This is a genomic window from Dietzia aurantiaca, assembly GCF_021033825.1.
GTDB lineage: Bacteria > Actinomycetota > Actinomycetes > Mycobacteriales > Mycobacteriaceae > Dietzia > Dietzia aurantiaca.
In genome coordinates this window covers 60,046-83,202 of the sequence record NZ_JAIFXZ010000001.1, presented here as the reverse complement: position 1 = coordinate 83,202, position 23,157 = coordinate 60,046, and the positions used below count along the sequence as shown (strand labels likewise).

Annotated in this window: 17 protein-coding genes; 15 read left to right on the top strand and 2 right to left on the bottom strand. The window is 72.1% G+C overall.

The window, feature by feature from the left end:
* The first annotated feature begins 22 nt into the window (after positions 1-22).
* The 9 genes from K3888_RS00430 to K3888_RS00390 all read left to right on the top strand — a co-directional run bounded on the left by K3888_RS00430 (position 23) and on the right by K3888_RS00390 (position 12,082).
* Positions 23-1,660: a carbamoyltransferase family protein gene (locus K3888_RS00430; protein WP_230928258.1), complete on the top strand. Its 1,638-nt coding sequence runs from the start codon at positions 23-25 to the stop codon at positions 1,658-1,660.
* Positions 1,657-3,222, top strand: a complete 1,566-nt coding sequence (locus tag K3888_RS00425; RefSeq protein ID WP_230928257.1) for an HAD-IIIA family hydrolase — start codon at positions 1,657-1,659, stop codon at positions 3,220-3,222. Before K3888_RS00430 ends, K3888_RS00425 begins: the two co-directional genes overlap by 4 nt.
* Complete coding sequence (locus K3888_RS00420; RefSeq protein ID WP_230928256.1) at positions 3,222-4,280, top strand: glycosyltransferase family 9 protein; 1,059 nt, start codon at positions 3,222-3,224, stop codon at positions 4,278-4,280. Before K3888_RS00425 ends, K3888_RS00420 begins: the two co-directional genes overlap by 1 nt.
* Positions 4,268-5,239 (top strand): glycosyltransferase, encoded by a 972-nt coding sequence (locus K3888_RS00415; RefSeq protein WP_230928255.1) that lies wholly within the window; start codon positions 4,268-4,270, stop codon positions 5,237-5,239. The genes K3888_RS00420 and K3888_RS00415 overlap by 13 nt, the downstream gene beginning before the upstream one ends.
* On the top strand, positions 5,236-7,077 hold the full coding sequence (locus tag K3888_RS00410; protein WP_230928254.1) for a glycosyltransferase: 1,842 nt from the start codon (positions 5,236-5,238) through the stop codon (positions 7,075-7,077). Before K3888_RS00415 ends, K3888_RS00410 begins: the two co-directional genes overlap by 4 nt.
* Positions 7,046-8,419, top strand: a complete 1,374-nt coding sequence (gene rfaE2, locus K3888_RS00405; protein ID WP_230928253.1) for a D-glycero-beta-D-manno-heptose 1-phosphate adenylyltransferase — start codon at positions 7,046-7,048, stop codon at positions 8,417-8,419. Before K3888_RS00410 ends, rfaE2 begins: the two co-directional genes overlap by 32 nt.
* Entirely contained in the window at positions 8,409-9,476 is a 1,068-nt protein-coding gene (locus K3888_RS00400; protein ID WP_230928252.1) for a glycosyltransferase family 9 protein, read from the top strand. Before rfaE2 ends, K3888_RS00400 begins: the two co-directional genes overlap by 11 nt.
* The gene (locus tag K3888_RS00395) at positions 9,473-10,459 is read left to right on the top strand and encodes an NAD-dependent epimerase/dehydratase family protein (RefSeq protein ID WP_230928251.1); all 987 of its coding nucleotides are present in this window, start codon (positions 9,473-9,475) and stop codon (positions 10,457-10,459) included. Before K3888_RS00400 ends, K3888_RS00395 begins: the two co-directional genes overlap by 4 nt.
* Before the next feature lie 195 nt (positions 10,460-10,654).
* Positions 10,655-12,082 carry an MFS transporter gene (locus K3888_RS00390; protein ID WP_230928250.1) on the top strand — a complete coding sequence of 476 codons (1,428 nt, stop codon included), beginning with the start codon at positions 10,655-10,657 and terminating at the stop codon, positions 12,080-12,082.
* A 115-nt stretch (positions 12,083-12,197) separates the two neighbouring features.
* On the opposite strand, the gene K3888_RS00385 is transcribed toward K3888_RS00390, so the two are convergent.
* The gene (locus K3888_RS00385) at positions 12,198-12,704 is read right to left on the bottom strand and encodes a MarR family winged helix-turn-helix transcriptional regulator (protein ID WP_230928249.1); all 507 of its coding nucleotides are present in this window, start codon (positions 12,702-12,704) and stop codon (positions 12,198-12,200) included.
* Between the two features lie 164 nt (positions 12,705-12,868).
* On the opposite strand from K3888_RS00385, the gene scpC reads away from it, so the two are divergent.
* Together scpC and K3888_RS00375 are read left to right on the top strand one after the other, a co-directional pair.
* Positions 12,869-14,416: a succinyl-CoA:acetate CoA-transferase ScpC gene (scpC, locus tag K3888_RS00380; RefSeq protein ID WP_230928248.1), complete on the top strand. Its 1,548-nt coding sequence runs from the start codon at positions 12,869-12,871 to the stop codon at positions 14,414-14,416.
* Between the two features lie 35 nt (positions 14,417-14,451).
* Positions 14,452-15,900 carry an acyclic terpene utilization AtuA family protein gene (locus tag K3888_RS00375; protein WP_230928247.1) on the top strand — a complete coding sequence of 483 codons (1,449 nt, stop codon included), beginning with the start codon at positions 14,452-14,454 and terminating at the stop codon, positions 15,898-15,900.
* A gap of 48 nt (positions 15,901-15,948) precedes the next feature.
* Here the strand turns inward: K3888_RS00375 and K3888_RS00370 are convergent, their stop codons facing one another.
* A complete protein-coding gene (locus K3888_RS00370) occupies positions 15,949-17,556 on the bottom strand; it encodes a class I adenylate-forming enzyme family protein (RefSeq protein ID WP_230928246.1) in 1,608 nt (535 codons plus the stop codon).
* A gap of 167 nt (positions 17,557-17,723) precedes the next feature.
* Between K3888_RS00370 and K3888_RS00365 the strand changes: the two genes are divergently transcribed.
* Genes K3888_RS00365 through K3888_RS00350 form a run of 4 tightly spaced genes read left to right on the top strand, consistent with a single transcriptional unit; the run spans position 17,724 to position 23,156 of the window.
* Positions 17,724-18,542, top strand: coding sequence for a TIGR03084 family metal-binding protein (locus K3888_RS00365; protein ID WP_230928245.1), 819 nt, complete (start codon positions 17,724-17,726; stop codon positions 18,540-18,542).
* Positions 18,539-20,338: an acyclic terpene utilization AtuA family protein gene (locus tag K3888_RS00360; protein WP_230928244.1), complete on the top strand. Its 1,800-nt coding sequence runs from the start codon at positions 18,539-18,541 to the stop codon at positions 20,336-20,338. Before K3888_RS00365 ends, K3888_RS00360 begins: the two co-directional genes overlap by 4 nt.
* A complete protein-coding gene (locus K3888_RS00355; protein WP_230928243.1) occupies positions 20,335-21,561 on the top strand; it encodes an acyl-CoA dehydrogenase family protein in 1,227 nt (408 codons plus the stop codon). Before K3888_RS00360 ends, K3888_RS00355 begins: the two co-directional genes overlap by 4 nt.
* Positions 21,558-23,156, top strand: a complete 1,599-nt coding sequence (locus K3888_RS00350; protein ID WP_230928242.1) for an acyl-CoA carboxylase subunit beta — start codon at positions 21,558-21,560, stop codon at positions 23,154-23,156. Before K3888_RS00355 ends, K3888_RS00350 begins: the two co-directional genes overlap by 4 nt.
* Position 23,157 lies beyond the last annotated feature (1 nt).

The window sequence follows — 23,157 nt, the reverse complement described above, 5'->3', positions numbered from 1 at the left end:
GGTCGTACTTAGGGTGACCGGCGTGATCATTCTCGGTGTCAACGCGACGTTTCACGACTCCTCGGCAGCCCTGGTCATAGACGGAAAAGTGGTGGCAGCGGCGGAGGAGGAGCGGTTCTCGCGGCGCAAGCACGCCAAGCGTCCGGTGCCGTTCTCCGCCTGGGAGCTGCCCGAGCTCGCGATGCGCTGGTGTCTGGAGGAGGCGGGGCTGACACCGGCCGACCTGGACGCCGTGGGCTACGCCTTCGACCCGGCGCTGGCGGAGCTGCAGCCGGACGATCCGTTCGACCACATCCGAATCGACTACGTCCGTCGAGCCCCCGAGTTCCTCGCCGACGCGCTCCCCGGCCTTCCCGCCGAGCGTGTCGAGTTCGTCGAGCACCACGTGGCCCACGCGGCGTCCGCCGGCCTGGCGGGACCGCACCGCACTTCGGCCGTCCTTGTCAACGACGGCCGGGGCGAGCGGCATTCCCAGCTGGCCGGCCACTACCGCGACGGGCAGCTCGAGATCGTCCGTCGTCAATCGCTGCCCGACTCGCTCGGGTTGTTCTACGAGTCGCTCACCGATCACCTGGGTTTCCTGCGGTCGAGCGACGAGTTCAAGGTGATGGCGCTGGCGTCGTACGGCGAGCCGCGCTTCCTGCCCGGACTCCGGGAGTGCCTCCACGCGACCGACGACGGCGGGTTCATCGCGCGGGCACCGGAGTGGGAGCAGTTCGCGCCGCGCCGCGTCGACGACGGCACCTGGGGCGGAGCGCACGCCGACCTCGCGGCGTCCGTCCAGGCCGGGGTCGAGGAGGTGCTCGTCGCAGGCGCGACATGGCTGCACGAGCAGACCGGTGAGCGCACCCTCACCATGGCGGGTGGCACCGCACTAAACTGTGTCGCCAACACCGCTGTGTGGCGCGAGTCCCCGTTCGAGCAGGTGTGGGTCCAGCCCGCGTCCGGCGACTCGGGAACGGCGCTGGGCGCGGCACTGCACCTGGCCCATCGCGACGACCGGATCTCCGACGAGGCGGTGAGTCCCGCGCTCGGCCGGTCCTGGACCGACGACGAGCTGGCCGGGCGCCTCCGCGAGGCGCAGGTGCCGTTCACGACGCCCGACGACCTGGCAGGCGAGGTCGCGGACATCCTCGCCGACAACGGTGTGATCGCGTGGTTCGACGGGCGCAGCGAATTCGGACCCCGCGCGCTCGGCCGCCGGTCGCTCCTGGCCAACCCGACCCTCGCCGAGAACGTCGAGTTGCTCAACGACGTCAAGGGCCGCGAACAGTTCCGGCCGGTGGCCCCGATGATCCTCGCGGAACGTGCGGAGGAGATCGTCACCGACGGCCCGCTCCCGAGTCCGTACATGCTCTTCGTCCACACGGTCCGGCCGGAGTGGCGGGACCGGATCCCCGCGGTCGTCCACTCCGACGGCACGGCGCGGATCCAGACCGTCGCGGACGAGGACGTGCCCCACGTGGCGGCCCTGATCCGTGCGTTCGCCGAGCGCACCGGGGTGCCGGTACTCGTCAACACGAGCCTCAACACCGCCGGCCGCCCCATGGTGGACGACCCGCGCGACGCACTGGAGGTGTTCGGGTCGGCTCCCGTCGCCGCGCTCGTCATGGGCCCGCACCTCGTGCGGCGTGCGGATTTCTTCGCAGGTGACCGTTGAGTGCCGCGCCGCGCTGGGCGGCCGTGATCCCCACCATCGGGCGGCCGTGCCTGCAGACGATGCTCGACTCCCTGGCGGCCCAGCACGCCGACGAGGCGCACCCGGCGCCCGTCGAGGTCGTGCTGGTCGACGACCGCCCCGGCGCTGTCCCCCCGCTGGAGGTCTCGCTGCCCGGGGTGGACTGGCCTCTGAGGATCGTCCGCGACCACGGGCGCGGTCCGGCCTCGGCGCGCAACCGCGGGTGGCGGGCCACGCACGGAACCGATCCCGAGTGGATCGCCTTCCTCGACGACGACGTGGTGCTGCCGCAGGGGTGGCTCGCCGGACTCGTCGACGACCTGCGCGCCTGTCCTGCCGGGGTCGGGGCCACCCAGGGGTCGATCATCGTGCCGCTGCCGGGGGACCGCCGCCCCACCGACTGGGAACGCAACGTCGGCGCGCTCGCCGGTGCCGACTGGGCGACCGCCGACATGGCCTACCGCCGCCGGGCGCTCGAGCAGGTCGACGGGTTCGACGAGCGTTTCCCCCGGGCGTTCCGCGAGGACGCGGACCTCGCCCTGCGGGTCCGACACGCGGGTTGGGCGCTCACCCGCGGTGTGCGGCACATCGTCCACCCCGTGCGCCCCGCGGACGACGCCGTGAGCCTGCGACTGCAGGCGGGCAACGCCGACGACGCCCTCATGCGCCGTCTCCACGGCCGCGACTGGCGCGCCGCCGCCGATGCGCCCGGGGGCGGGTTCTGGCTGCACGCCGCCACCGTGGCTGCCGCCGGCGTGGCGGCGGCCGGACTCATCGGCTCGCTCACCGCGCGCGCACTCGGCCGTCACCCGGGTCCCGCCGACGCCACCCTCGCCGTGGGCGCCGCGGTGTGGGGCGGGCTGACCGCGCGGTTCGCGGCGATCCGCCTCGCCCCCGGCCCGCGACCGGGCGACCCGGAATTCCGTGCCGAACTCCGCCGGATGCTGCCGACCAGCGTCGCGATCCCCTTCGCCGCCGTACGCCACCGTTTCCGCGGGGAACTGGCACACCGACACACCGGCCCGTGGCCGCCCGCGCCCCGGGCGGTGCTCTTCGACCGGGACGGCACCCTGGTGCGCGACGTGCCGTACAACGGCGACCCCGGTGCGGTCGAGCTCATGCCGGGCGCGCTCGAGGCGGTCCGCCGTGCGCGGGACGCCGGGCTGGCCGTCGGTGTGGTGTCCAATCAGTCGGGGGTCGCTCGGGGGTTGCTGGACGAGCAGCAGGTCCGCGCCGTCAACCGTCGTGTCGACGAACTGCTGGGCGGGTTGGACACCTGGCAGTACTGCCCGCACGGCCCGGCCGACGGCTGCGGGTGCCGGAAGCCGATGCCGGGCCTGATCCGGCGCGCCGCGGAGGATCTGGGGGTCGATGTGGACCGTTGCGTCGTCATCGGCGACATCGGCGCCGACGTCGAGGCCGCGCAGGCCGCCGGCGCCTCGGGTGTGCTCGTCCCCACCGAGGTCACCCGACGCGACGAGGTGCTGGACGCCCCCCGGGTGGCCCCCGATCTCGCCGCGGCGATGGAGTTGGTGATCGGCTGATGGCGCGCACCCTGGCCGTCCGGCTCGACTCCGACGGCGACGTCCTGCTCACCGGCCCGGCGATCCGACTCCTCGCCGAGCGGGCAGGCCCGGTCGATCTACTGGTGTCGAGCCAGGGGCGGGCCGCCGGCGAGCTCCTCCCGGGCGTCGCGGAACTCCTCGTCTTCGACGCGCCGTGGTCCGGTTTCCGGCCGCCACCGGTCGACCCCGCCCGGATCGACGAGCTCGTCGCGTCGATCGCCGGAAGGGGGTACGACCGCGCGGTCGTCTTCACCTCCTTCCACCAGAGCCCGCTGCCCATGGCCCTGCTCCTGCGGATGGCAGGCGTGCCCGTCGTGGTGGGGGAGAGCACCGACTACCCCGGCTCCCTGCTCGATGTGCGCGTGCGTCGCGACGACCCACCGGGTGGGGGCCACGAGGTCGAGGCGGCCGTCGAGATCGCGGTCTCCGCCGGCGCCGCGCGTCCCGACACGCCGCCGCCGCTGGACGTACGCCGGCCCCTGCCGGAGGTGACCGGGCTGCTCGAGGGGGTCGGTGGCCGCTTCGTCGTGGTCCACCCCGGGGCGTCCGTCCCCGCCCGGGCCCTCACGCCGGAGCACGCCGGCGCGATCGTCACGGCGCTGCGGCGGGCCGGTCACCGGGTCGTCCTCACCGGTGGCCCCGGCGAGCGCGACCTGGTGGCGGACACGCGCGCCTGCTGCGGCGCGGGGACGACCGACGTCACGGACCTGTCCGGACGGACGAGCCTGCACGAGCTGGCCGCCGTGCTCGAGCACGCCGACGTCGTCGTCGTCGGGAACACCGGCCCCGCCCACCTCGCCGCGGCCGTGGGCACCCCGGTCGTCTCCCTGTTCTCCCCGGTCGTCCCGGCCGAGCGCTGGGCGCCGTGGGGCGTCCCGCTCCGCCTGCTCGGCGACCAGCACGCGCCGTGTCGCGGGACCCGCGCCCGCGACTGCCCCGTCGAGGGACACCCCTGCCTGACACAGGTCCCGCCACCGGCCGTGGTGGCGGCCGTGTCCGACCTCATCACCGGAAGGAGTACGGAGTGCGCGTCCTGATCTGGCACGTGCACGGCTCGTGGACGACCTCGTTCGTGCAGGGCCGTCACGAGTACCTCGTCCCCGTGCTGCCGGACCGTGGTCCGGACGGTCGCGGACGCGCCCGCACCTGGGACTGGCCCGGCTCGGTGACAGAACTCTCCCCGGACGATCTGCGGGCCACGGCGGCCGACGGGGGCATCGACGCCGTGGTGCTCCAGCGCCGCCACGAGGTCGACCTCGTCCACGACTGGACCGGCTTGCGGGCCGGCGTCGACGTCCCGGCGGTCTACGTCGAGCACGACACCCCACGCGAGCACGCCGTGACGTCGCGGCATCCGCTGGCCGCGCAGTCGACCATTCCGGTCGTCCACGTGACCTGGTTCAACCACCTCATGTGGGACTGCGGCGACGCACCGACGCGCGTGGTGGAACACGGGATCATCGACCCGGGCGCGCTGTGGACGGGCGAGGACCCGAGCCTGGCCGTGGTGGTCAACGAGCCGGTCCGCCGTGGACGGATCGCGGGCACCGACCTCGTCGTCCGGCTCGGGCGTGAACTCCCGCTCCACGTCTACGGCATGGGCATGACGGAGCTGGGGCAGCTCGCCCCGCACCTCGCGCCGACCCTCCACGAGGACTACCCGCAGGCGGAGATGCACCGGGCGCTCGGCCGCCACCGCGTCTATCTCCACCCGTACCGGTGGACCAGCCTCGGGCTGTCGCTGTTGGAGGCCATGACGATCGGGATGCCCGTGCTCGCGCTGAGCACGACCGAGGCCCCCCGGGCCGTACCGCCGGAGGCCGGACTACTCAGCAACGACCCCGCGCAGCTGGAATCGCGGGCCCGGGAGTGGCTCGCCGACCCGGGCGCGGCCGCCGCGGCGGGAGCGGCGGCACGCGAGCACGCGCTGGCGCACTACGGCGTCGGACGTTTCCTCGCCGACTGGGACGAGATCCTGACGGAGGTGGGGTCATGAGAATCGCACTGATCTCCGAACACGCCAGCCCGGTCGCGGCGCTGGGCGGAGAGGACGCCGGCGGACAGAACGTCTACGTGGCCGAACTGGCCACCGGGCTCGGCGCCCGCGGTCACGATGTGGTCGTCTACACCCGGAGAGACGACGCGGACGCCGCGGAGGTGGTGGACCTCGCCCCCGGCGTCCGGCTCGTCCACGTGACGGCCGGGCCGGCGGCCCCGCTGCCCAAGGACGAACTCGCACCGTTCATGGCCGGATTCGGCCGCGAGATGGTCGCGCACTGGCTCTCCGACGGCGTGCCCGACATCGCCCACGCACACTTCTGGATGTCCGGCATGGCCGTCCGCGAGGCCGTCCGCGTGGTCGACGTCCCGGTGGTGCAGACCTTCCACGCGCTCGGCACGGTCAAACGCCGACACCAGGGCAGCGCCGATACCAGCCCGCCCGGCCGACTGGCGGTCGAATCGGGTCTGGTCACCGACTCGGACCTGCTCACCGCCAGCTGCCGGGACGAGCGCAGGGAACTGCTCGAGTGCGGAGCCGACACCGACCGGATCCACGTGATCCCCTGTGGCGTCGACCTCGACCTGTTCCACCCCGGGGCGGAGGCGGACGGGCTCCCGCCCCGCCGGCAGGGGCTCCGGCGGGTGGTCTCGCTCGGCCGGATGGTCCCGCGCAAGGGCATCGACATGAGCATCCGGGCACTGGCCGGGCTACCGGACACCGAGCTGGTGATCGCCGGTGGACCGGAACGCGACGCGCTCGACCGCGACCCCGAGGGGCTGCGACTGCAGGTCCTCGCTCGGGAACTCGGTGTGGCCGATCGTGTGACCTTCACGGGGCGACTCGATCGCGGCGCGGCCGCGGCGCTGCTGGCGTCCGCCGACGTCGTCTGCATCACGCCGTGGTACGAACCGTTCGGGATGGTCCCCCTCGAGACGATGGCCAGCGGCAGGCCCCTGGTCGGTACGGCCGTGGGCGGCCTGCTCGACTCCGTCGACGACGGCGTCACCGGCCTGCTCGTGTCCCCGGGCGACGAGGCGGCCACCACCGAGGCGCTGCGTGTGCTGCTCGACTATCCGGCCAGGTCCGACGCGATGGGATGCGCTGCCCGCCGCCGCGCCGAGACGATGTTCTCCTGGGACCGGGTCGTCGGCCTCACCGAGGAGGCCTACGCCGCGGCGCGGGACGGAAACGCGTCACCGGCCGGAACCGGATACGGCGCCGCGCGGGACTGGCTGGACGGCCACCTCGGCGCGCTCCACCGCGCGGTGGACTCGCTCGCCCGCGACGCGCCGACCGTCGACAGGTGGGCGACCCGCCTCGTCGCCCGGCTCCTGTCCGGAGGTCGGCTCCTCGCCGCGGGAAACGGCGGCAGCGCCGCCGAGGCCCAACATTTCACCGCCGAGTTCGTCGGTCGCTTCGTCGACGACCGACGACCGGTGTCGGCGATCTGTCTCACGAGTGAGACCTCGACGCTCACCGCGATCAGCAACGACTACGGCTACGAGGAGGCGATCGCCCGCCAGGTCGAGGCGCACGGCACCGAGGGCGACGTGCTCGTGTTGTTGTCGACGAGCGGCACCAGCCCCAACATGCTCGAGGCCGCGCGGCGCGCCCGGTGCCTCGGCGTCCGGGTCTGGGCGCTGACCGGCGCCCGCCCCAACCCCCTCGCCGACCTGTGTGACGAGACGATCGCCGTCGAGTCCGGAGACACCTCCGTGGTGCAGGAATGCCACCTCGTGCTCCTGCACGCGCTCACCGCCGCGGTCGACACCCGGCTGCCCCGACCAGAGGAGGACACCCATGGCCGTCGAACCGGTCGTCATCATCGGTGACGTCATTCTCGACCGTGACCTCACCGGCCGCTCGGTACGGTTGTGCCCGGACGCCCCGGTCCCGGTGGTCGACACGGACACCACGCTGACCAGCCCCGGCGGCGCCGGTCTCGCCGCGCTGATGTGCGCGCGGATCGACCGCGTCCCCGAGGTGCGGCTCGTCGCGCCGCTGGCCGACGACGTGCACGGCGAGCAGATCCGGGCGGACCTGACGGACATCGACGTGGTCGCGCTCGGCCACAGCGGAGGCACCCGCACCAAAACCCGGATCCGCAGCGAGGGACAGACACTGCTGCGCGTGGACGACGGGGGTCCCGGCCTCCCGGTGGATGTCGACCGGCAGGCCGTGGCGGACGCTCTCGCCGTCGGCGTCGTGCTGGTGAGCGACTACGGCGCCGGGACCACCCACGACGAGGGAATCCGGACCGCGATCGCCGACAAGGCCGAGCACGGCACCGTGGTGTGGGACCCGCACCCCCGCGGCGGTGCACCGGTCCCGGGCTGCGCGCTCGTCACACCGAACCTCGCCGAGGCGCAGGCGGCCGCACGGGAGTTCGGTCTCGAGGTCCTCCCCGACCGACCCGACGAGCTGGCCGCCGGATTGCGCCGGGCGTGGCGCGCGCACGCCGTCTCCGTGACCGTCGGCCCGGAGGGGGCCTGGTTCGCGGACGAGGGCGGGTGTCGTCTGATCCCCAGCCGCCACCAGGAGGCGGGTGACCCGTGCGGGGCCGGGGACCGCTATTCGGTGGCCGCGGCAACGGCGTTGAGCCGGGGCGAGTCGGCGGCGACCGCCGCCGGCCGGGCCGGAGCCGCGGCATCGACCTGGGTGGCGGACGGTGGCGCGGCCGGGTTCCGTGGGCGCGGTAACCAGCCGTCACCCAGCCCGCTCGACGGTTTCGCCCACCGGATCGAGCAGACCAGGCGCAGCGGCGGCGTGATCGTGGCGACGGGCGGCTGTTTCGACATCCTCCACGCCGGGCACGCGCACTATCTCCGCGCCGCCCGCGAACTCGGTGACCTGCTCGTGGTCCTGCTCAACTCGGACGACTCCGTCCGGCGACTGAAGGGGCCCGCGCGCCCGGTGATGCCGGAGGTCGACCGGCGGCACCTGCTGGAGGCGCTGGCCTGCGTGGACGCCGTCGTGGTCTTTGACGAGGACGATCCGCGGGCGGCCCTGGAGGTAGTGCGCCCCGACGTCTGGGTCAAGGGCGGCGACTACCGGGCGGACACCCTCCCGGAGGCCCCGCTCGTCCACAGCTGGGGCGGACGCGTGGAGATCCTGCCACTCACGCCCGGGCGATCCACCACGTCCATCCTGCGACGGACCCGCGATGTCGGCTGAGCCGTACACGGAGGCCGCGCTCCGGCAGGCCGGCCGGCTCGATGCCCCGGCCCGCCCGGACGCGGTGGACGGGGCGATCGACGCCCGACAGGTGGGGGAGGATGACGTCCTGGTCCTGCGCGCGCTCGGCCTGGGCGACGCCCTGACCGGCATCGCCCCGATCCGAGGGTTGCACCGACTGTTCCCCGACCGGCGGGTCGTGCTGGCCGCGCCCGCCACGATCGGCGGGTGGATGGTCCGGATGGGCGTGGTCGACGCCGTCCTGGCGACCCCCGGCCTCGTTCCCCTCGGCCCGTTGCCCGGCGGACACGTCGCGGTCGATCTCCACGGGCGCGGGCCGGAGAGCCAGAGGCTGCTCGCGGCCGGCGGGCCCGGGCGACTGATCGGGTTCGACTGTCCCGAGATCGGCCACCGCGGGCCCCGCTGGGTGCGGGACGAGCACGAGGTACTCCGCTGGTGCCGCGTGGTGCGGGACGCCGGGGGAGAGTGCGGCGTCGACGACCTCCGACTGCGCGACCCGCACGAGGCCGCCGCGCTGCGTCGTGAGGACGGCATCGTCGTCGTCCATCCCGGCGCCGCGTCGCGGTCACGCCGCTGGCCGGTCGACCGGTGGGCCGCGGTCGCCGGTGAACTCGTGCGGTCCGGGCGCGACGTCGTGGTGACCGGGTCGCCCGGGGAGCGGGATCTGACCGCCGGGATCGTCGCGGCCGTCCCGGCCGCCACCGACGCCGGTGGACGACTCGACCTCGACGACCTGGCGGCGCTGGTCGCCGACGCGGCGCTCGTCCTCAGCGGTGACACCGGCATCGCGCACCTGGCCACCGCCCTCGCCACCCCCTCGGTGACACTGTTCGGCCCGGTCCCGCCCCGGTGGTGGGGGCCGACACTGGACCCTCGACTCCACACCGTCCTCTGGCGCGGCGACCCGACCGCCGACGCCTGGGGGGACCCCCACGCGGACGTCGTCGATCCGCGCCTGGACGCGATCGGCGTCGACGAGATGCTCGACGCGACGCGCGACCTCCTCGAGACCACGACAGGAAGGATCTCATCATGAGTACGACATTCAGCAGGGCCGTCGTCACCGGAGGCGCCGGATTCCTCGGGAGTCATCTGTGCACGGAGCTGCGGCGGCGCGACGTCGAGGTGTTCGCGCTGGACAACTTCCTCACCGGCGATCCGGCCAACGTCGCGCACCTCGCCACCGATCCGGGATTCCACCTGGTGCAGCGTGACGTCACCGACTACATCCACGTGCCCGGGCCGGTGGATCTCGTGCTCCACTTCGCGTCGCCCGCGTCCCCGATCGACTACCTCAAGCTGCCCATCCACACGCTCAAGGTCGGCTCGACCGGGACGAACAACGCGCTGGGCCTGGCCAAGGCGAAGGGCGCCCGGTTCGTGCTCGCGTCGACGTCCGAGGTGTACGGGGACCCGCTGGTGCACCCTCAACCGGAGACCTACTGGGGCAACGTCAACCCGGTCGGGCCGCGGGGAGTCTACGACGAGGCCAAGCGATACGCCGAGGCGCTCACCGAGGCGTACCGCACCACCCACGGGGTGGACACCGCGATCGTGCGGATCTTCAACACCTTCGGACCCCGGATGCGCCCGCATGATGGCCGCGCGATCCCGACCTTCATCCGCCAGGCGCTGCGCGGCGAGCAGCTCACCGTCGCCGGTGACGGCACGCAGACCCGGTCGGTGTGCTTCGTCTCCGACCTCGTCCGGGGCATCCTCGCCCTCGCGGGGTCCGGTCACGCCGGCCCCGTGAACATCGGCAACCCGTGGGAGCTCGAGGTAGTGCAGATCGCACGCGACATCATCGCCGAGACGGGGTCCGCCTCCACCTTGCGCTTCATCGACCGCCCGGTGGACGATCCGCAGGTCCGGCGCCCCGACACCGCGCTCGCGAGCGAGGTCCTCGGGTGGGCACCCGAGGTCGACTGGGCCGACGGCCTCCGGCGGACCGTCGAGTGGTTCCGTGGCATCGACACCGAGGAGACCGTCGCGGCGTCTGCTGAGCGACGCCCGGAGTGAGGACGGTGCCGCGCGGGCACACGTCCGGCCGCCTCGCTGCAGACGATGTGGCCCAGATCACCCGGCATCCACTTTCGGGTGTACCGGGTGTGGCTCGCCTCACATAGTTTCTTCTCAGTCGGCGTGAACGCGTCGGAGAAATCTGTCAGCGCCGCAGGTTCACAGCCCGGCGACACTGAGAAGACTGGAGTTGTCTTGACAGCCACGAATTCGCCCACGGGGGGCGCGACGCCACAGGCGGCGGCCGGCGTCCCGGTTAAGAAGACCTCGCTCGCACGCGTCGCCGCGGCCTCCTCGATCGGTACGACGATCGAGTGGTACGACTTCTTCATCTACGGCACGGCCGCCGCGCTGGTCTTCCCCACACTGTTCTTCCCCGAGCAGAGTGCGGCCTCGGCCACGCTGTCGTCATTCGCCACCTTCGCCGTGGCCTTCTTCGCGCGGCCCGTCGGCGCCGCGGTCTTCGGCCACTTCGGCGACCGCATCGGTCGTAAGCGCACGCTGGTGTGGACGCTCATGATCATGGGCGTGGCGACCGTGTTCATCGGTCTGCTCCCCGGCTACGAGACCGGCGCGTTCGGCGCCTTCGAGAACGGCATCGGCATCGTGGCGCCCACTCTGCTCGTGCTGTGCCGCTTCTTCCAGGGCTTCGCCGTCGGTGGCGAATGGGCGGGCGCCACCCTGCTCACGGCCGAGTACGCACCGGAGGGCAAGCGCGGACTGATGGCCATGTGGCCGCAGCTCGGTGTGGCCTTCGCGTTCTTCCTGTCGTCGGGCACCTTCCTCATCTTCGCGCTCGTCGCCGGAAACAACGCGGGCCCGGACAGTGCGTTCATGCAGTACGGCTGGCGCATCCCATTCCTGCTCTCCGCGGTCCTGGTCCTCATCGGCCTCTGGATCCGTGTCTCGGTCGAGGAGACCCCCGTCTTCAAGCAGGACCGCGAGCTCGCCTCCAAGGACACCGCACCCGCGACCCTGCCCTTCGCCGATGCGATCCGCTTCCAGTGGAAGGAGATCCTCATCGCCGGCGGCGCGCTGACCTCGCTGTTCTCGCTGTTCTACATGGGGACCTCGTTCCTCACGAACTACGCCACCGCCACGCTCGGCCACTCCCGCCCGTTCGTCCTCGGCATGGGCATGGTCGCCGCCCTGGTATTCGGTCTCGCCATCGCCCTGTCGGCGATGTACTCCGACCGGATCGGCCGCAAGAAGGTCATCGGCACCTCCGTCGGGCTGGCCATCGTCTGGTCGCTCGTCGTGTTCCCGATCCTCGACACCGGATCGACCGGCGCCTTCGCCCTGGGCCTGCTCGTCACCCTGATCATCTTCGGTATCGCCTACGGCCCGGCCGGCGCGCTGCTGCCCGAGCTGTTCCAGGCCCGCTACCGCTACACCGGTGCCGGTCTCGGCTACAACCTCGCCGGCATCCTCGGTGGCGCGCTCCCGCCGCTGGCCGCCGCCGCGATGGTCGCCGCGGGCAACACCCTCGGAGTCGGCATCATGCTCTCGCTGCTGTCGGCCATGTCGATGATGTGCGTGCTCGCCATGACCGAGTCGAGCAAGAACAAGGTGACCGGTGAGCTCGCCGAGAACGACGCGGTGCTCGCCACCGAGGTCCCGTGACCCGGTGACCTGACGGTCCCGACGGGCCGCACCCCACGAGCAGCCGCGCCCGGCCCCACCCGAGAGGGGGCCGGGCGCGGTGTCGTTCGTGCCCGGTGGGGGACGGCGTGGGTCGTCAGAAGTCTCCGGCGGTGCGGCGCAGCGAGCCGATCGCCTCGATGAGCGCGATCTGATCGGCCTCGTCCATGCCGGGATCGGCGAACACCCCGGCGTTGAGGGCCGCCGTCGCCTGGGCCACGACCTCGCGCCCTACATCGGTGATCTCGACGAGCGTCGTACGGCCGTCTGTGGGATGCGGTCGGCGTTCGACCAGGCCGGCGTCGAGGAGCCGCTTCATCGCGCTGGTGACGCTGGTGACGTGGACCTGGAGACGTTCCGAGGCCTTGGTGATGGGCAGGGCGCCCGAGCGGGAGAACGCGAGTAGTCGCAGCAGCTCATAGCGGGGAAACGACAGGTTCCAGGGCCGCAGGGTCTCCTCGACCCGGGCCAGGAGGATCTGGTGCGCCCGCATCACCGATGTCACCACCGTCATCCCCTGTGCGGCGTCGAGCCAGCCCTCGCGTTCCCAGTTGGCGCGGGCCTGGTCGATGCGATCGGGGATCGGTGCGGTCCTGGGGGACAAGGCTCACTCCTGGGGCCACGGCGGTCGGCGGATTCCGTCGATTCTATCGGTCCCGTGCCACCGGCAACGTCAGACATGACGAGCGCGCCTGACACACCGGTTCGGGGGGAGGTCGCGTTTCTCACCATGAGGAGCAGGGCACCGCCCGGCGATAGGCTCCGCGCATGACCAACACCGTCCATCAGGGTGCCGCCGCCATCGCCACCCGTGTCCGACACCCGCATTTCCAGGGGCTGGTGACCGACGCCGCCACGGCGGTGGCCCGGATCCAGGACGGGGACACGGTCGCGATCAGTGGATTCGCCAGTGCGGGTACGCCCAAGGCGTTCGCGCCGGCGTTGGCCGAGCGGATCCGTCGGGTGCGCGCCGGGGGCGGGCAGCTGAGCGTCAATCTTCTCACGGGCGCGTCCGTGGCCGGCGAGGCCGAGTCGACCCTCGCCGAGGTGGACGGCGTGGCCCTGCGGATGCCGTACCAGAGCGAGCCCACCGCCCGCGGCAAGATCAACGACGGTCGGATGGACTACGTGGACATCCATCTGTCGCACGTGGCCCAGCAGGTGTGGGAGGGCTACTACGGGGACGTGGATGTCGCTGTGGTGGAGGTCGCCGCCATCACCGAGGACGGCAAGCTCGTCCCGTCGATGTCGGTGGGGAACAACAAGACCTGGCTCGAGGTCGCGGACAAGGTGATCCTCGAGGTGAACTCGTGGGTCCCGCTCGACGTGGAGGGCATGCACGACGTCTACTACGGCACGGCGCTTCCTCCGGCGCGCAAGCCGATCATGCTGACCCGGCCGGCCGACCGCATCGGCCAGCAGTACCTCGAGGTCGACCCGGCCAAGGTCGTCGCCGTGGTGCTCACCGATGAGCAGGACTCGGAGACCACCGTCGCCGCGCCCGACGCCGTCAGCCAGGCCATCGCCGGGCACGTGGTGGAGTTCTTCCGTCACGAGGTGGAACGCGGCCGCCTGCCCGCCGCCGGCCTGCTGCCCCTGCAGGCCGGGATCGGCAACGTGGCCAACGCGGTGCTCGGCGGCCTCGCGGAGGGCCCCTTCACGGGCCTGACCTGCTACTCGGAGGTCATCCAGGACTCGATGCTGGACCTGATCCGCCAGGGCACGGTCGCGCACGCCTCGGCCACGTCGCTGGCACTGTCCCGTGCCGGTCTGGCCGAGCTGGTGGACAATATCGATCTGTACCGTGAGCACGTCACGCTGCGCCCGCAGGAGATCAGTAACCACCCGGAGATCGTGCGCCGTCTCGGGGTCATCGGCATGAACGGCATGCTCGAGGCCGACGTCTACGGCAACGTGAACTCCACCCATGTCGGTGGCACCCGCATCATGAACGGGATCGGCGGCTCGGGCGACTTCACCCGGAACGGTTACGTATCCATGTTCCTGTCGCCGTCGACCGCCAGGAACGGCGCGGTGTCGGCGATCGTGCCGATGGTGCCGCACGTGGACCACACCGAGCACGACGTGCAGGTCATCGTCACCGAGCACGGCCTGGCGGACCTGCGCGGCCTGAGCCCCCGCAAGCGCGCGCCGCTGATCGTGGACCGCTGCGCCGATCCGGCGTTCCGTCCGATGCTGCACGACTACCTGGATCGGGCGACCGCGCGGCCGGGTGCGGGCAACACCCCGCATATCCTCGAAGAGGCCCTGTCATTCCACACCCGCCTCGCCGCGACGGGAAGCATGCTGGAGTAGGTCGAAGAACACCACCCGAGTCACCCGGAGGATCGATGACGACCAGCACGCGCCCCCTGCGGATCGGCAACGTCTCCGCCGCGCGGACCGACCGGGACACCACGACCGCCGAGTTCCTCGCGGCCTCGAGGTTGGATGTCGTGGCGCTGGACATGCTGTCCGACGAGGCGATGCTGGATCTCGCCGCGCAGCGCGCCGCGGGCGGGTCCGGGTATGAGCGCGCCGCGGTGGTGCAGCTGCGCGAGTGCCTGGATCTGCTCGGCGTCGGCGGCGCGGGCGGACGTGGCGACGGGGCGGGTGACGACGACAAGGCGTCGGGCGTGCGGGTCGTCACCAACGCCGGAGCTCTCGACCCGGAGGGGCTCGCCCGCGAGCTGCGGGCGCTGGCCCGGGAGGCCGGGGTGGACCTCCCGGTGGCCTCCGTGGATTCCGGTGACGTCACCGACCGGGCGCCCGAACTCGGTCTCGGTGTGGTCGACGTGGCGACCGTGCGGCACGGTGCGTTCGGGATCGCCCAGGCTCTGGCCGAGGGCGCCGTCGTCGTCGTCACCGGCCGCGTCAGTCGCGAGGCGCTCGTCACCGGTGCCGCCGCGGCGCACCACGGGTGGACCTCGTCGGCCCTGGATGCGCTGGCCGGGTCGGTCGCGGTGGGGCACGTCCTGTCCGGCGGACCGGGCGCGACCGGCGTCGTGGACTCCTCCACGGACGTCACCCGCACCACCGACCCCGTGACCGGCGGTTACCCGATCGCCGAGATCTCAGGCGACGGATCGGCGGTCATCACCCGACATCCGTCCGCGTTCGGCTCGGTCACCGTCGGCACGGTCACCGACCAGCTCCTCGACGGCGTCGCCGGCGCCCGCTACGCCGCGCCGGACGTGGTGCTGCGGCTCGACTCGGTGCGCCTGGCGCAGGAGGGCACCGATCGGGTGCGGCTCAGCGGCGCGCGCGGCGAGCCCGCGCCGCCGGTCGTCGCCCTGGTGGCCATGGCCCGTGGCGGGCAGCGGCCCACGCGCGTCGCCCGCCCGCTCCCGCAGGAGGAGTCGGGGCACGTCGTGGTGTTGGCGGACGGGCGTCGCGTGCCCGTCCCGGTGCCGATGGAGACGGCGCCGATCGGGCCCGGCGAACTGCCGACCCCGTGGACTCCGAGCGCGGTACCGGGCGGGGAGCGGGTGTCGACGGTTCTCGGGTCGGTCGCCAGCGTGCGGCGCGGGGTCGTGGGGCGTGGGGTCAACATCGCGGTGTGGACGTGGGACGACTCGGCGTTCGCGTGGCTCGCCGACGAGTTCACGGTCGAGCGGCTGCGCGAGCTGGTCCCCGGCCTGGAGGGGATGGACGTGCGGCGCTACCCGCTGCCCAACCTTCGCGCGGTCAACCTGGTCGCGCGCCCGCCGCGCAGCGAGGTGCTGACCCCGGGGCTCGGTGCGGATCTCGCCGCCGCCCGGGTCGAGGTTCCGGGCGAGCTTCTCGAGTACGGTCCGTAGCCCGGGCCGGGGCCAGCGGCGGCTGCCGGCTAGTACGGCCCGGGCAGGTCAGCTCATCGACCGTAGCTCGACCTTGCGGATCTTGCCGGTCGCGGTGCGGGGGATCGCGTCGGTCACCACGACGCCGCGGGGCCGCTGCGAGCTGGTGAGATGTTCGGCGCCGAACCGCAGGATCGAGTCGATCAGGTCGGCTTCCGGCGGCGCGTCGACGGCGGGGACCACCACCACCACGACCTGCTCGCCCCACGTGGGGTCGGGACGGCCGATGCAGGCGACCTCGGCGACGTGCGGGTGGTCGAGGAGAACTCGTTCGACGTGCAGGGAACTCACGTTCTCGCCGCCGGACTTGACGATGTCCTTGACCCTGTCGGAGAACCACACCACGCCCTCGGCGTCGATGCGGCCGAGGTCGCCGGAGTGCATGCGTCCGCCCGCGAAGACCTCGGCGTTGGCGTCCGGGTTGTTCCAGTAGCCCTCCATGACGGTCGGGCCGCGGTAGACGATCTCGCCGTCCTGCCCGGCCGGCATGAGCTCGGCTCCGCCGGGTTCGGAGATGCGGTTCTCGGCGAACGGCGTGGGGTAGCCCCACGAGTCGGCCTTGTCGTCGTTGAGTTCTGGCCACTGCATCACGGTCGCGGGCGTGCACTCGCTCATGCCGGATCCGAGCACGATCGTCGCGTCCGGCAGCGCCGCGGAGAGCTTCGTGCGCATCGCCTCCGACATCGGTGCCATCGCGTAGAGGAGCATCTGGATCGAGCTCAGGTCGAGCCCGCGGTCCGTCCCGTCGGCCAGTGCCTCGAGCATGAGCGGCAGCCCGACGAGGTGGGTGGCACGGACCCGGGCGACGGTGTCGGCGTACCCGACCGGGTCGAAGCCCGGAAGGAGATGGATCGTCGCGCCCATGGTGACCGACGGGATGAGCACCCCGTTGAGGCCGGCGGTGTGGAAGAGGGGGAGTGGACACACCGTGACCGACCCCCGGGCGCCCCAGGCCATGCCGAAGATCGCGCTGTTACCGAGCGCGGCGACGGTGACGGCCAGGTGGGAGGTGAGCACGCCCTTGGGGCGGGAGGTGGTCCCGGAGGAGTAGAGGCACTGGACGATCTGGCGGTCGGCGATCACGGTGTCGGGATTGGTGTCGTCGCCGGCGAGAAGGTCGTCGAAGGACAGGACCGTGGGTCCCTCCGGTGCGGGCGCCAGGCCGTCGGGCAGGCCCCCGATGACGACGACGAAGCGGATCGCCGGGATCGCCCCGACCGCACCGAGTGCCAGCTCCGCGAGCGCGCCGTGGACGACCAGGATGCGCGTGCCGGAGTCGGTGAGGGCGTGCGCGATGTTCTCGAGGCCGGAGAGCAGGTTGACGGGCAACGCGACCATCCCCGCCTTGGCGCTGCCGAAGTAGGTGGCCACGAACTCGCGGCAGTTCGTGGACAGCAGAGCCACCGGCTCCTCGGGTTCGAGGCCCAGGCCGGCGAGCCCGTGCGCCACGCGATTGGACACCGATTCGAGTTCGGCGAAGGTCCACGAACCGGTCTCGTCCGTGACGGCGGTTCGCTCGGCGAAGGTGGCCGCGGCTCGGGTCGGGATGTCACCGACCGAGCAGCGGCGCGCCAGGGCGTGGTCATGGGGGTCGATGCCGGTGGGGTCTAGTCGCACGGGGGGTCTCCGGTGTTCTGAGCGGGGATGGGGCGAGGGCGAAGGCACGGCCGACGGCGGACGGCAGTCGTGTGACCGGGGTCACTGTTTAAACAGTGTCAGGACGGTCGAGAATTAGCAAGCAATCATGCTTGCTTTATTTGCGGCGGTTTGGGATCGTGATGCCCATGACCACCCCCCAGACCACGGAGACCGAGGACCCACACGCGGCCCTCGCCGCGCTCAACGCCAGGTTGGACGAGATCGTCGAGGCCGCCGGCACCGACCACTGGAACGCCGAGACCCCGGCCGAGGGCTGGGACGTCGCCATGCAGATCGCCCACCTGGCCTGGACGGACGAGGTCTCGGTATCCGCTATCCGTGACGCCGACGCATTCCAGACGATCGTGGACAAGGCCATGGCCGACCCGGCAGGGTTCGTCGACGCCGGAGCCGAGGAGATCGCGTCGACCGGTCGCGACGAGGTCCTGGCACGGTGGCGCCTGGCCCGGGGGGAACTGGCGGACGAGCTCAAGGCCGCCGATCCCGGCGGGAAGATCCCCTGGTTCGGGCCGCCGATGCGGCCGAAATCCATGACCACGGCCCGGATCATGGAGACCTGGGCGCACGGCGTCGACGTCGCCGACGCGATCGGTGTCCCCGTCACCGACGAACCCGCTTTCCTCGCGGCGATGCCCCACGTGGCCCGGCTCGGCTTCAGGACCCGCGGCTTCTCCTATGCGATGAACGGCCTCGAGGCGCCCGCGAGCGAGATCCACGTCGCCCTCACGCAGGCGGACGGCACGGTGGTCGAGTTCGGCCCCGCCGATGCCGGTCAGCGCGTGAGCGGGCCCCTGCTCGACTTCTGCCTCCTCGTCACCCAGCGCGTCCACCGCGAGGACACGGCCCTGGAAGCCGTGGGGGACGACGCCGAGGGCTGGCTGCGGATCGCCCAGGCCTTCGCCGGTCTGCCCGGCGGGGGCCGCGAGAAGGGAGCGCGGGCATGAGCGTCGACCCCACCCCCGCCCCCCTGCGGGTAGGAAACATGTCCGGCTTCTACGGCGACCGCATCTCGGCCATGCGCGAGATGCTCGAAGGCGGCCAGCTCGACGTCCTCACCGGCGACTACCTCGCCGAGCTGACCATGCTCATCCTCGGCCGTGACCGGATGAAGAGCGCCGAGCTGGGCTATGCCAAGACCTTCCTCCGCCAGCTCGAGGACTGCCTCGCGCTCGCTCTGGAGAAGAAGGTCAAGATCGTCGCCAACGCCGGCGGCCTCAACCCGGCGGGGCTGGCAGCGGCGATCCGCGAGCTCGGCGAGCGTCTCGGCCTGCAGCCGGAGGTCGCGTACGTCCACGGCGACGACCTCATCGACCGCGTCGGCGAGCTCGACCTCCCGGCCGACGCCGGCTTCCCGGTGACCGCCAACGCCTACCTGGGGGCGTTCGGCATCGCCCGGTGCCTGGATGCCGGCGCCGACGTCGTCGTCACCGGGCGCGTCACCGACGCCTCCGTCATCGTCGGCCCCGCGATCAGCCACTTCGGGTGGACCAGGCATGACCTCGACGCGCTGGCCGGTGCCACCGCCGCCGGCCACGTGATCGAGTGCGGTACCCAGGCCACCGGCGGCAACTACGCCTTCTTCAACCGCGGTGAGATCGCCGACCCCGTCTCCCCGGGATTCCCGATCGCCGAGATCGCGGCCGACGGTAGCTCCGTCATCACCAAGCACGCCGGGACCGGCGGCGCCGTCACCGTCGGCACCGTCACCTCCCAGTTGCTGTACGAGGTCACCGGCGCCCGCTACGGCGGCCCCGACGTCGTGACCCGACTCGATACCGCCCGCCTCGAGCAGGATGGGCCGGACCGCGTCCGGATCTCCGGGGTCCGCGGCGAGACCGCGCCGCCGGACACCAAGGTGTCGGTGACCTGCCTCGGCGGCCACCGCAACGAGATCACCTTCCTGCTCACCGGCCTGGACATCGAGGACAAGGCCGCTCTGGTGGAGCGCCAGTTCCGCGCGGGACTCGAACGCGAGCCCGCGGACCTGCAGTTCCGCCTCCATCGGACCGACCACCCGGACGCCGACACACAGGCCGCGGCCACCGCGATGCTCACCATCGTCGGCTGGGACCCCGACAAGGACGTTGTGGGCCGGGCATTCACCGACGCGGCGGTCGCCATGACGCTGGCGAGCTACCCGGGGGCCACCCCGAGCGGCCCGCCCGGTCGCGGAGCGCCCTACGGCGTGTACATCCCCGCCTACCTCGACCAGAAGGCGGTTCCCCACATCGCCGTGCTCCCGGACGGCACCAGCGTCGACATCGACCCGCCCGCCGAGACGGCGGAGATGGGCGACGGCCACGCCTCGGACGGACTCGACTCCGTCGGCCGTCCGCTGGCCCCGCAGGACCCGGCCGGCCCCTCGACTGCCCGCCCCCTGGGCGACGTCCTCGGCGCGCGGTCGGGAGACAAGGGCGGCACCGCCAACATCGGGCTGTGGGCCGGCGACGAGCAGTCCTACCGGTGGATGCTCGCCACGCTCACCGTCGACGAGGTCCGCCGCCTGCTACCGGAGGCGACCGACCTGCCGATCGAACGCTACGAGCTGCCGCGCCTGCATGCGGTGAACTTCGTGATCGACGGGCTGCTCGGCAAGGGCGTCGCGCACGGCTACCGCTGGGATCCGCAGGCGAAGGGGCTGGGCGAATGGCTGCGCTCCCGCGTCGTGGACGTGCCCGACTCCGTCGTCGCCCCCGCCCCCGTCGCCTCCCCGGCGGCCGCCATGAAGGAGAACAAGTGACCGTTCCTCGCAAAACCGCCCCCGCCGTCCCACGCCGCGCCGCTCCCGCCGTCCCACCCCATGTCCCCGGGGACCCCTGGTACTCGGACGAGCGACTCGCGCTCCGCGAGACCGCGACCCGCTTCGCGGAGCGGGAGATCCTGCCCCATCTCGCAGAGTGGGAGGCGGCGGGCGCGATCCCGCGGGAGCTGCACCGCGCGGCCGGCGAGCTGGGCCTGCTCGGGGTCTCCTTCCCCGAGGAGGTGGGTGGTGGTGGCGGCGACGCGATCGACTCCCTCGTGGTGTGCGAGGCGCTCCACGAGGCGGGCGTCTCCGGTGGCGTGTTCGCCTCCCTGTTCACCTGCGGCATCGCGGTGCCGCACCTGGCCCAGTCCGGGCGGCCCGACCAGATCGCACGGTGGGTGACGCCCACGCTGGCCGGCGAGCTGATCGGCTCCCTGGCCATCACCGAGCCCGGCGGCGGCTCCGACGTCGGTCACCTCACCACCACCGCGCGACGGGAGGGTGACGACTATGTGGTCAACGGCGCCAAGACCTACATCACCTCCGCCACGCGCGCCGACTTCGTCGTCACCGCCGTCCGCACCGGAGGCGGGGAACTCGCGGGCGCCGCCGGGGTGAGCCTGCTGGTGATCCCGACGGACACCCCGGGATTCCAAGTCTCGGAGCCGCTCGACAAGCTCGGCTGGCGCGCCTCGGACACCGCCGAGCTCACGTTCACCGACTGCCGCGTACCGGTGGCCAATCTCGTGGGCGCGGAGAACGACGGCTTCGCCCAGATCGCGATCGGCTTCGTCAGTGAGCGCGCGGCCCTGGCCTGCCAGGGATACTCGCAGGCGCAGCGGTGCCTCGACCTGACCCTGGACTGGGTCCGCGAGCGGGAGACCTTCGGTCGACCGCTGCTGTCCCGGCAGGCCGTGCAGAACACCGTCACCGAGATGGCCCGCCGCATCGACCTCGCCCGCACCTACACCCACCACTGCGTGAACCTCGCAGTCTCGGGGCACGACGCCGTGGCCGAGGTCTGCTTCGCCAAGAACACCGCCGTCGAGTGCGCCGAATGGGTCGCCAACCAGGCGGTGCAGCTCTTCGGAGGACTCGGATTCATGTCCGAGTCCGAGGTGAGCCGCCAGTACCGCGATGTCCGACTCCTCGGCATCGGCGGAGGCACCACCGAAATCCTCACCACCCTCGCCGGACGACGTTTGGGGTACACCGCATGACAATCCTGCGTTCCACGATCGACACCACCACCGCCGAGTTCGGCGCGGCGCGACAGGCCATGGAGGCCAAGCTCGACCAGCTCGCCGCCGATCTCGAACCGGCACTGGCGGGCGGCGGCGAGCGCAAGGTCGCCCGCCACCGCGAGCGCGGCAAATTCACCGCGCGCGAACGGATCGACATGATCCTGGACCGCGAGTCGCCGTTCCTCGAACTGTGCGCGCTCGCCGCCTGGGGCTCGGACTTCCAGACCGGCGCCTCCGTGGTGGCCGGGATCGGCGTGGTCTCCGGCGTCGAGTGCCTCCTCGTCGCCAACGACCCCACGGTCAAGGGCGGCACCTCCAACCCGTGGACCCTGCGCAAGATACTCCGGCTCAACGACGTCGCCATGAAGAACCGGCTCCCGGTCATCAGCCTCGTCGAATCCGGCGGCGCCGACCTGCCCACGCAGAAGGAGGTGTTCGTCCCGGGCGGCGGCCTGTTCCGTGACCTGACCCGCCTGTCCAAGGCGGGCATCCCCACCATCGCCGTGGTCTACGGCAACTCCACCGCCGGCGGCGCGTACGTGCCGGGGATGAGCGACCACGTCGTGATGATCGAGGAACGCTCCAAGGTTTTCCTGGCCGGCCCGCCGCTGGTCAAGGCGGCCACCGGTGAGATCGCCGACGAGGAGACGCTCGGTGGCGCCGACATGCATGCGCGGGTCTCGGGGCTCGCGGACCACCTCGCCGCCGACGAGGCCGACGCCGCACGGATCACCCGGGGCATCGTCCGAAGGCTCAACTGGACCAAGGCCGGGAGGGCCCCGCGCACCGAGGTCCTCGAACCCCTCCACCACGCCGACGAACTGCTCGGAATCGTGCCCGAGGATCTCAAGATCCCGTTCGACCCGCGGGAGATCATCGCCCGCATCGTGGACGGCTCGGACTTCGACGAGTTCAAGCCGCTGTACGGCGCGAGCCTCGTCACCGGGTGGGCCGAGATCCACGGCTACCCGGTGGGCATCATCGCCAACGCCCGCGGCGTGCTCTTCAGCGAGGAGGCGCAGAAGGCCACGCAGTTCATCGAGCTGGCCAACCGCTACGACACCCCGTTGCTGTTCATGCACAACACCACCGGCTACATGGTCGGATCGGAGTACGAGCGCGGCGGCATCATCAAGCACGGCGCGATGATGATCAACGCGGTCTCCAACTCCGAGGTCCCGCACCTGTCGCTGATCACCGCGGCCTCGTACGGCGCGGGTCACTACGGCATGTGCGGCCGCGCCTTCGATCCGCGGTTCCTCTACACCTGGCCGAGCGCGAAATCCGCCGTCATGGGCGGTCAACAGCTCGCCGACGTGGTCACCTCCGTCGCCGCCGCGGCCTCCGCGGCCCGGGGTGAGGAGATGGACCCCGCGACCATCGACGGCCTCAAGACGGCGATCGCAGACCAGATCGAGTCCGAGTCACTGCCGGCGTTCCTGTCGGGGATGCTCTACGACGACGGCGTCATCGACCCCCGCGACACCAGGACGGTGCTGGGACTCAGCCTGTCCGCGATCCACTCCGCTGAAGTCGCCGGCACGAGCCGCTTCGGCGTCTTCCGGATGTGAG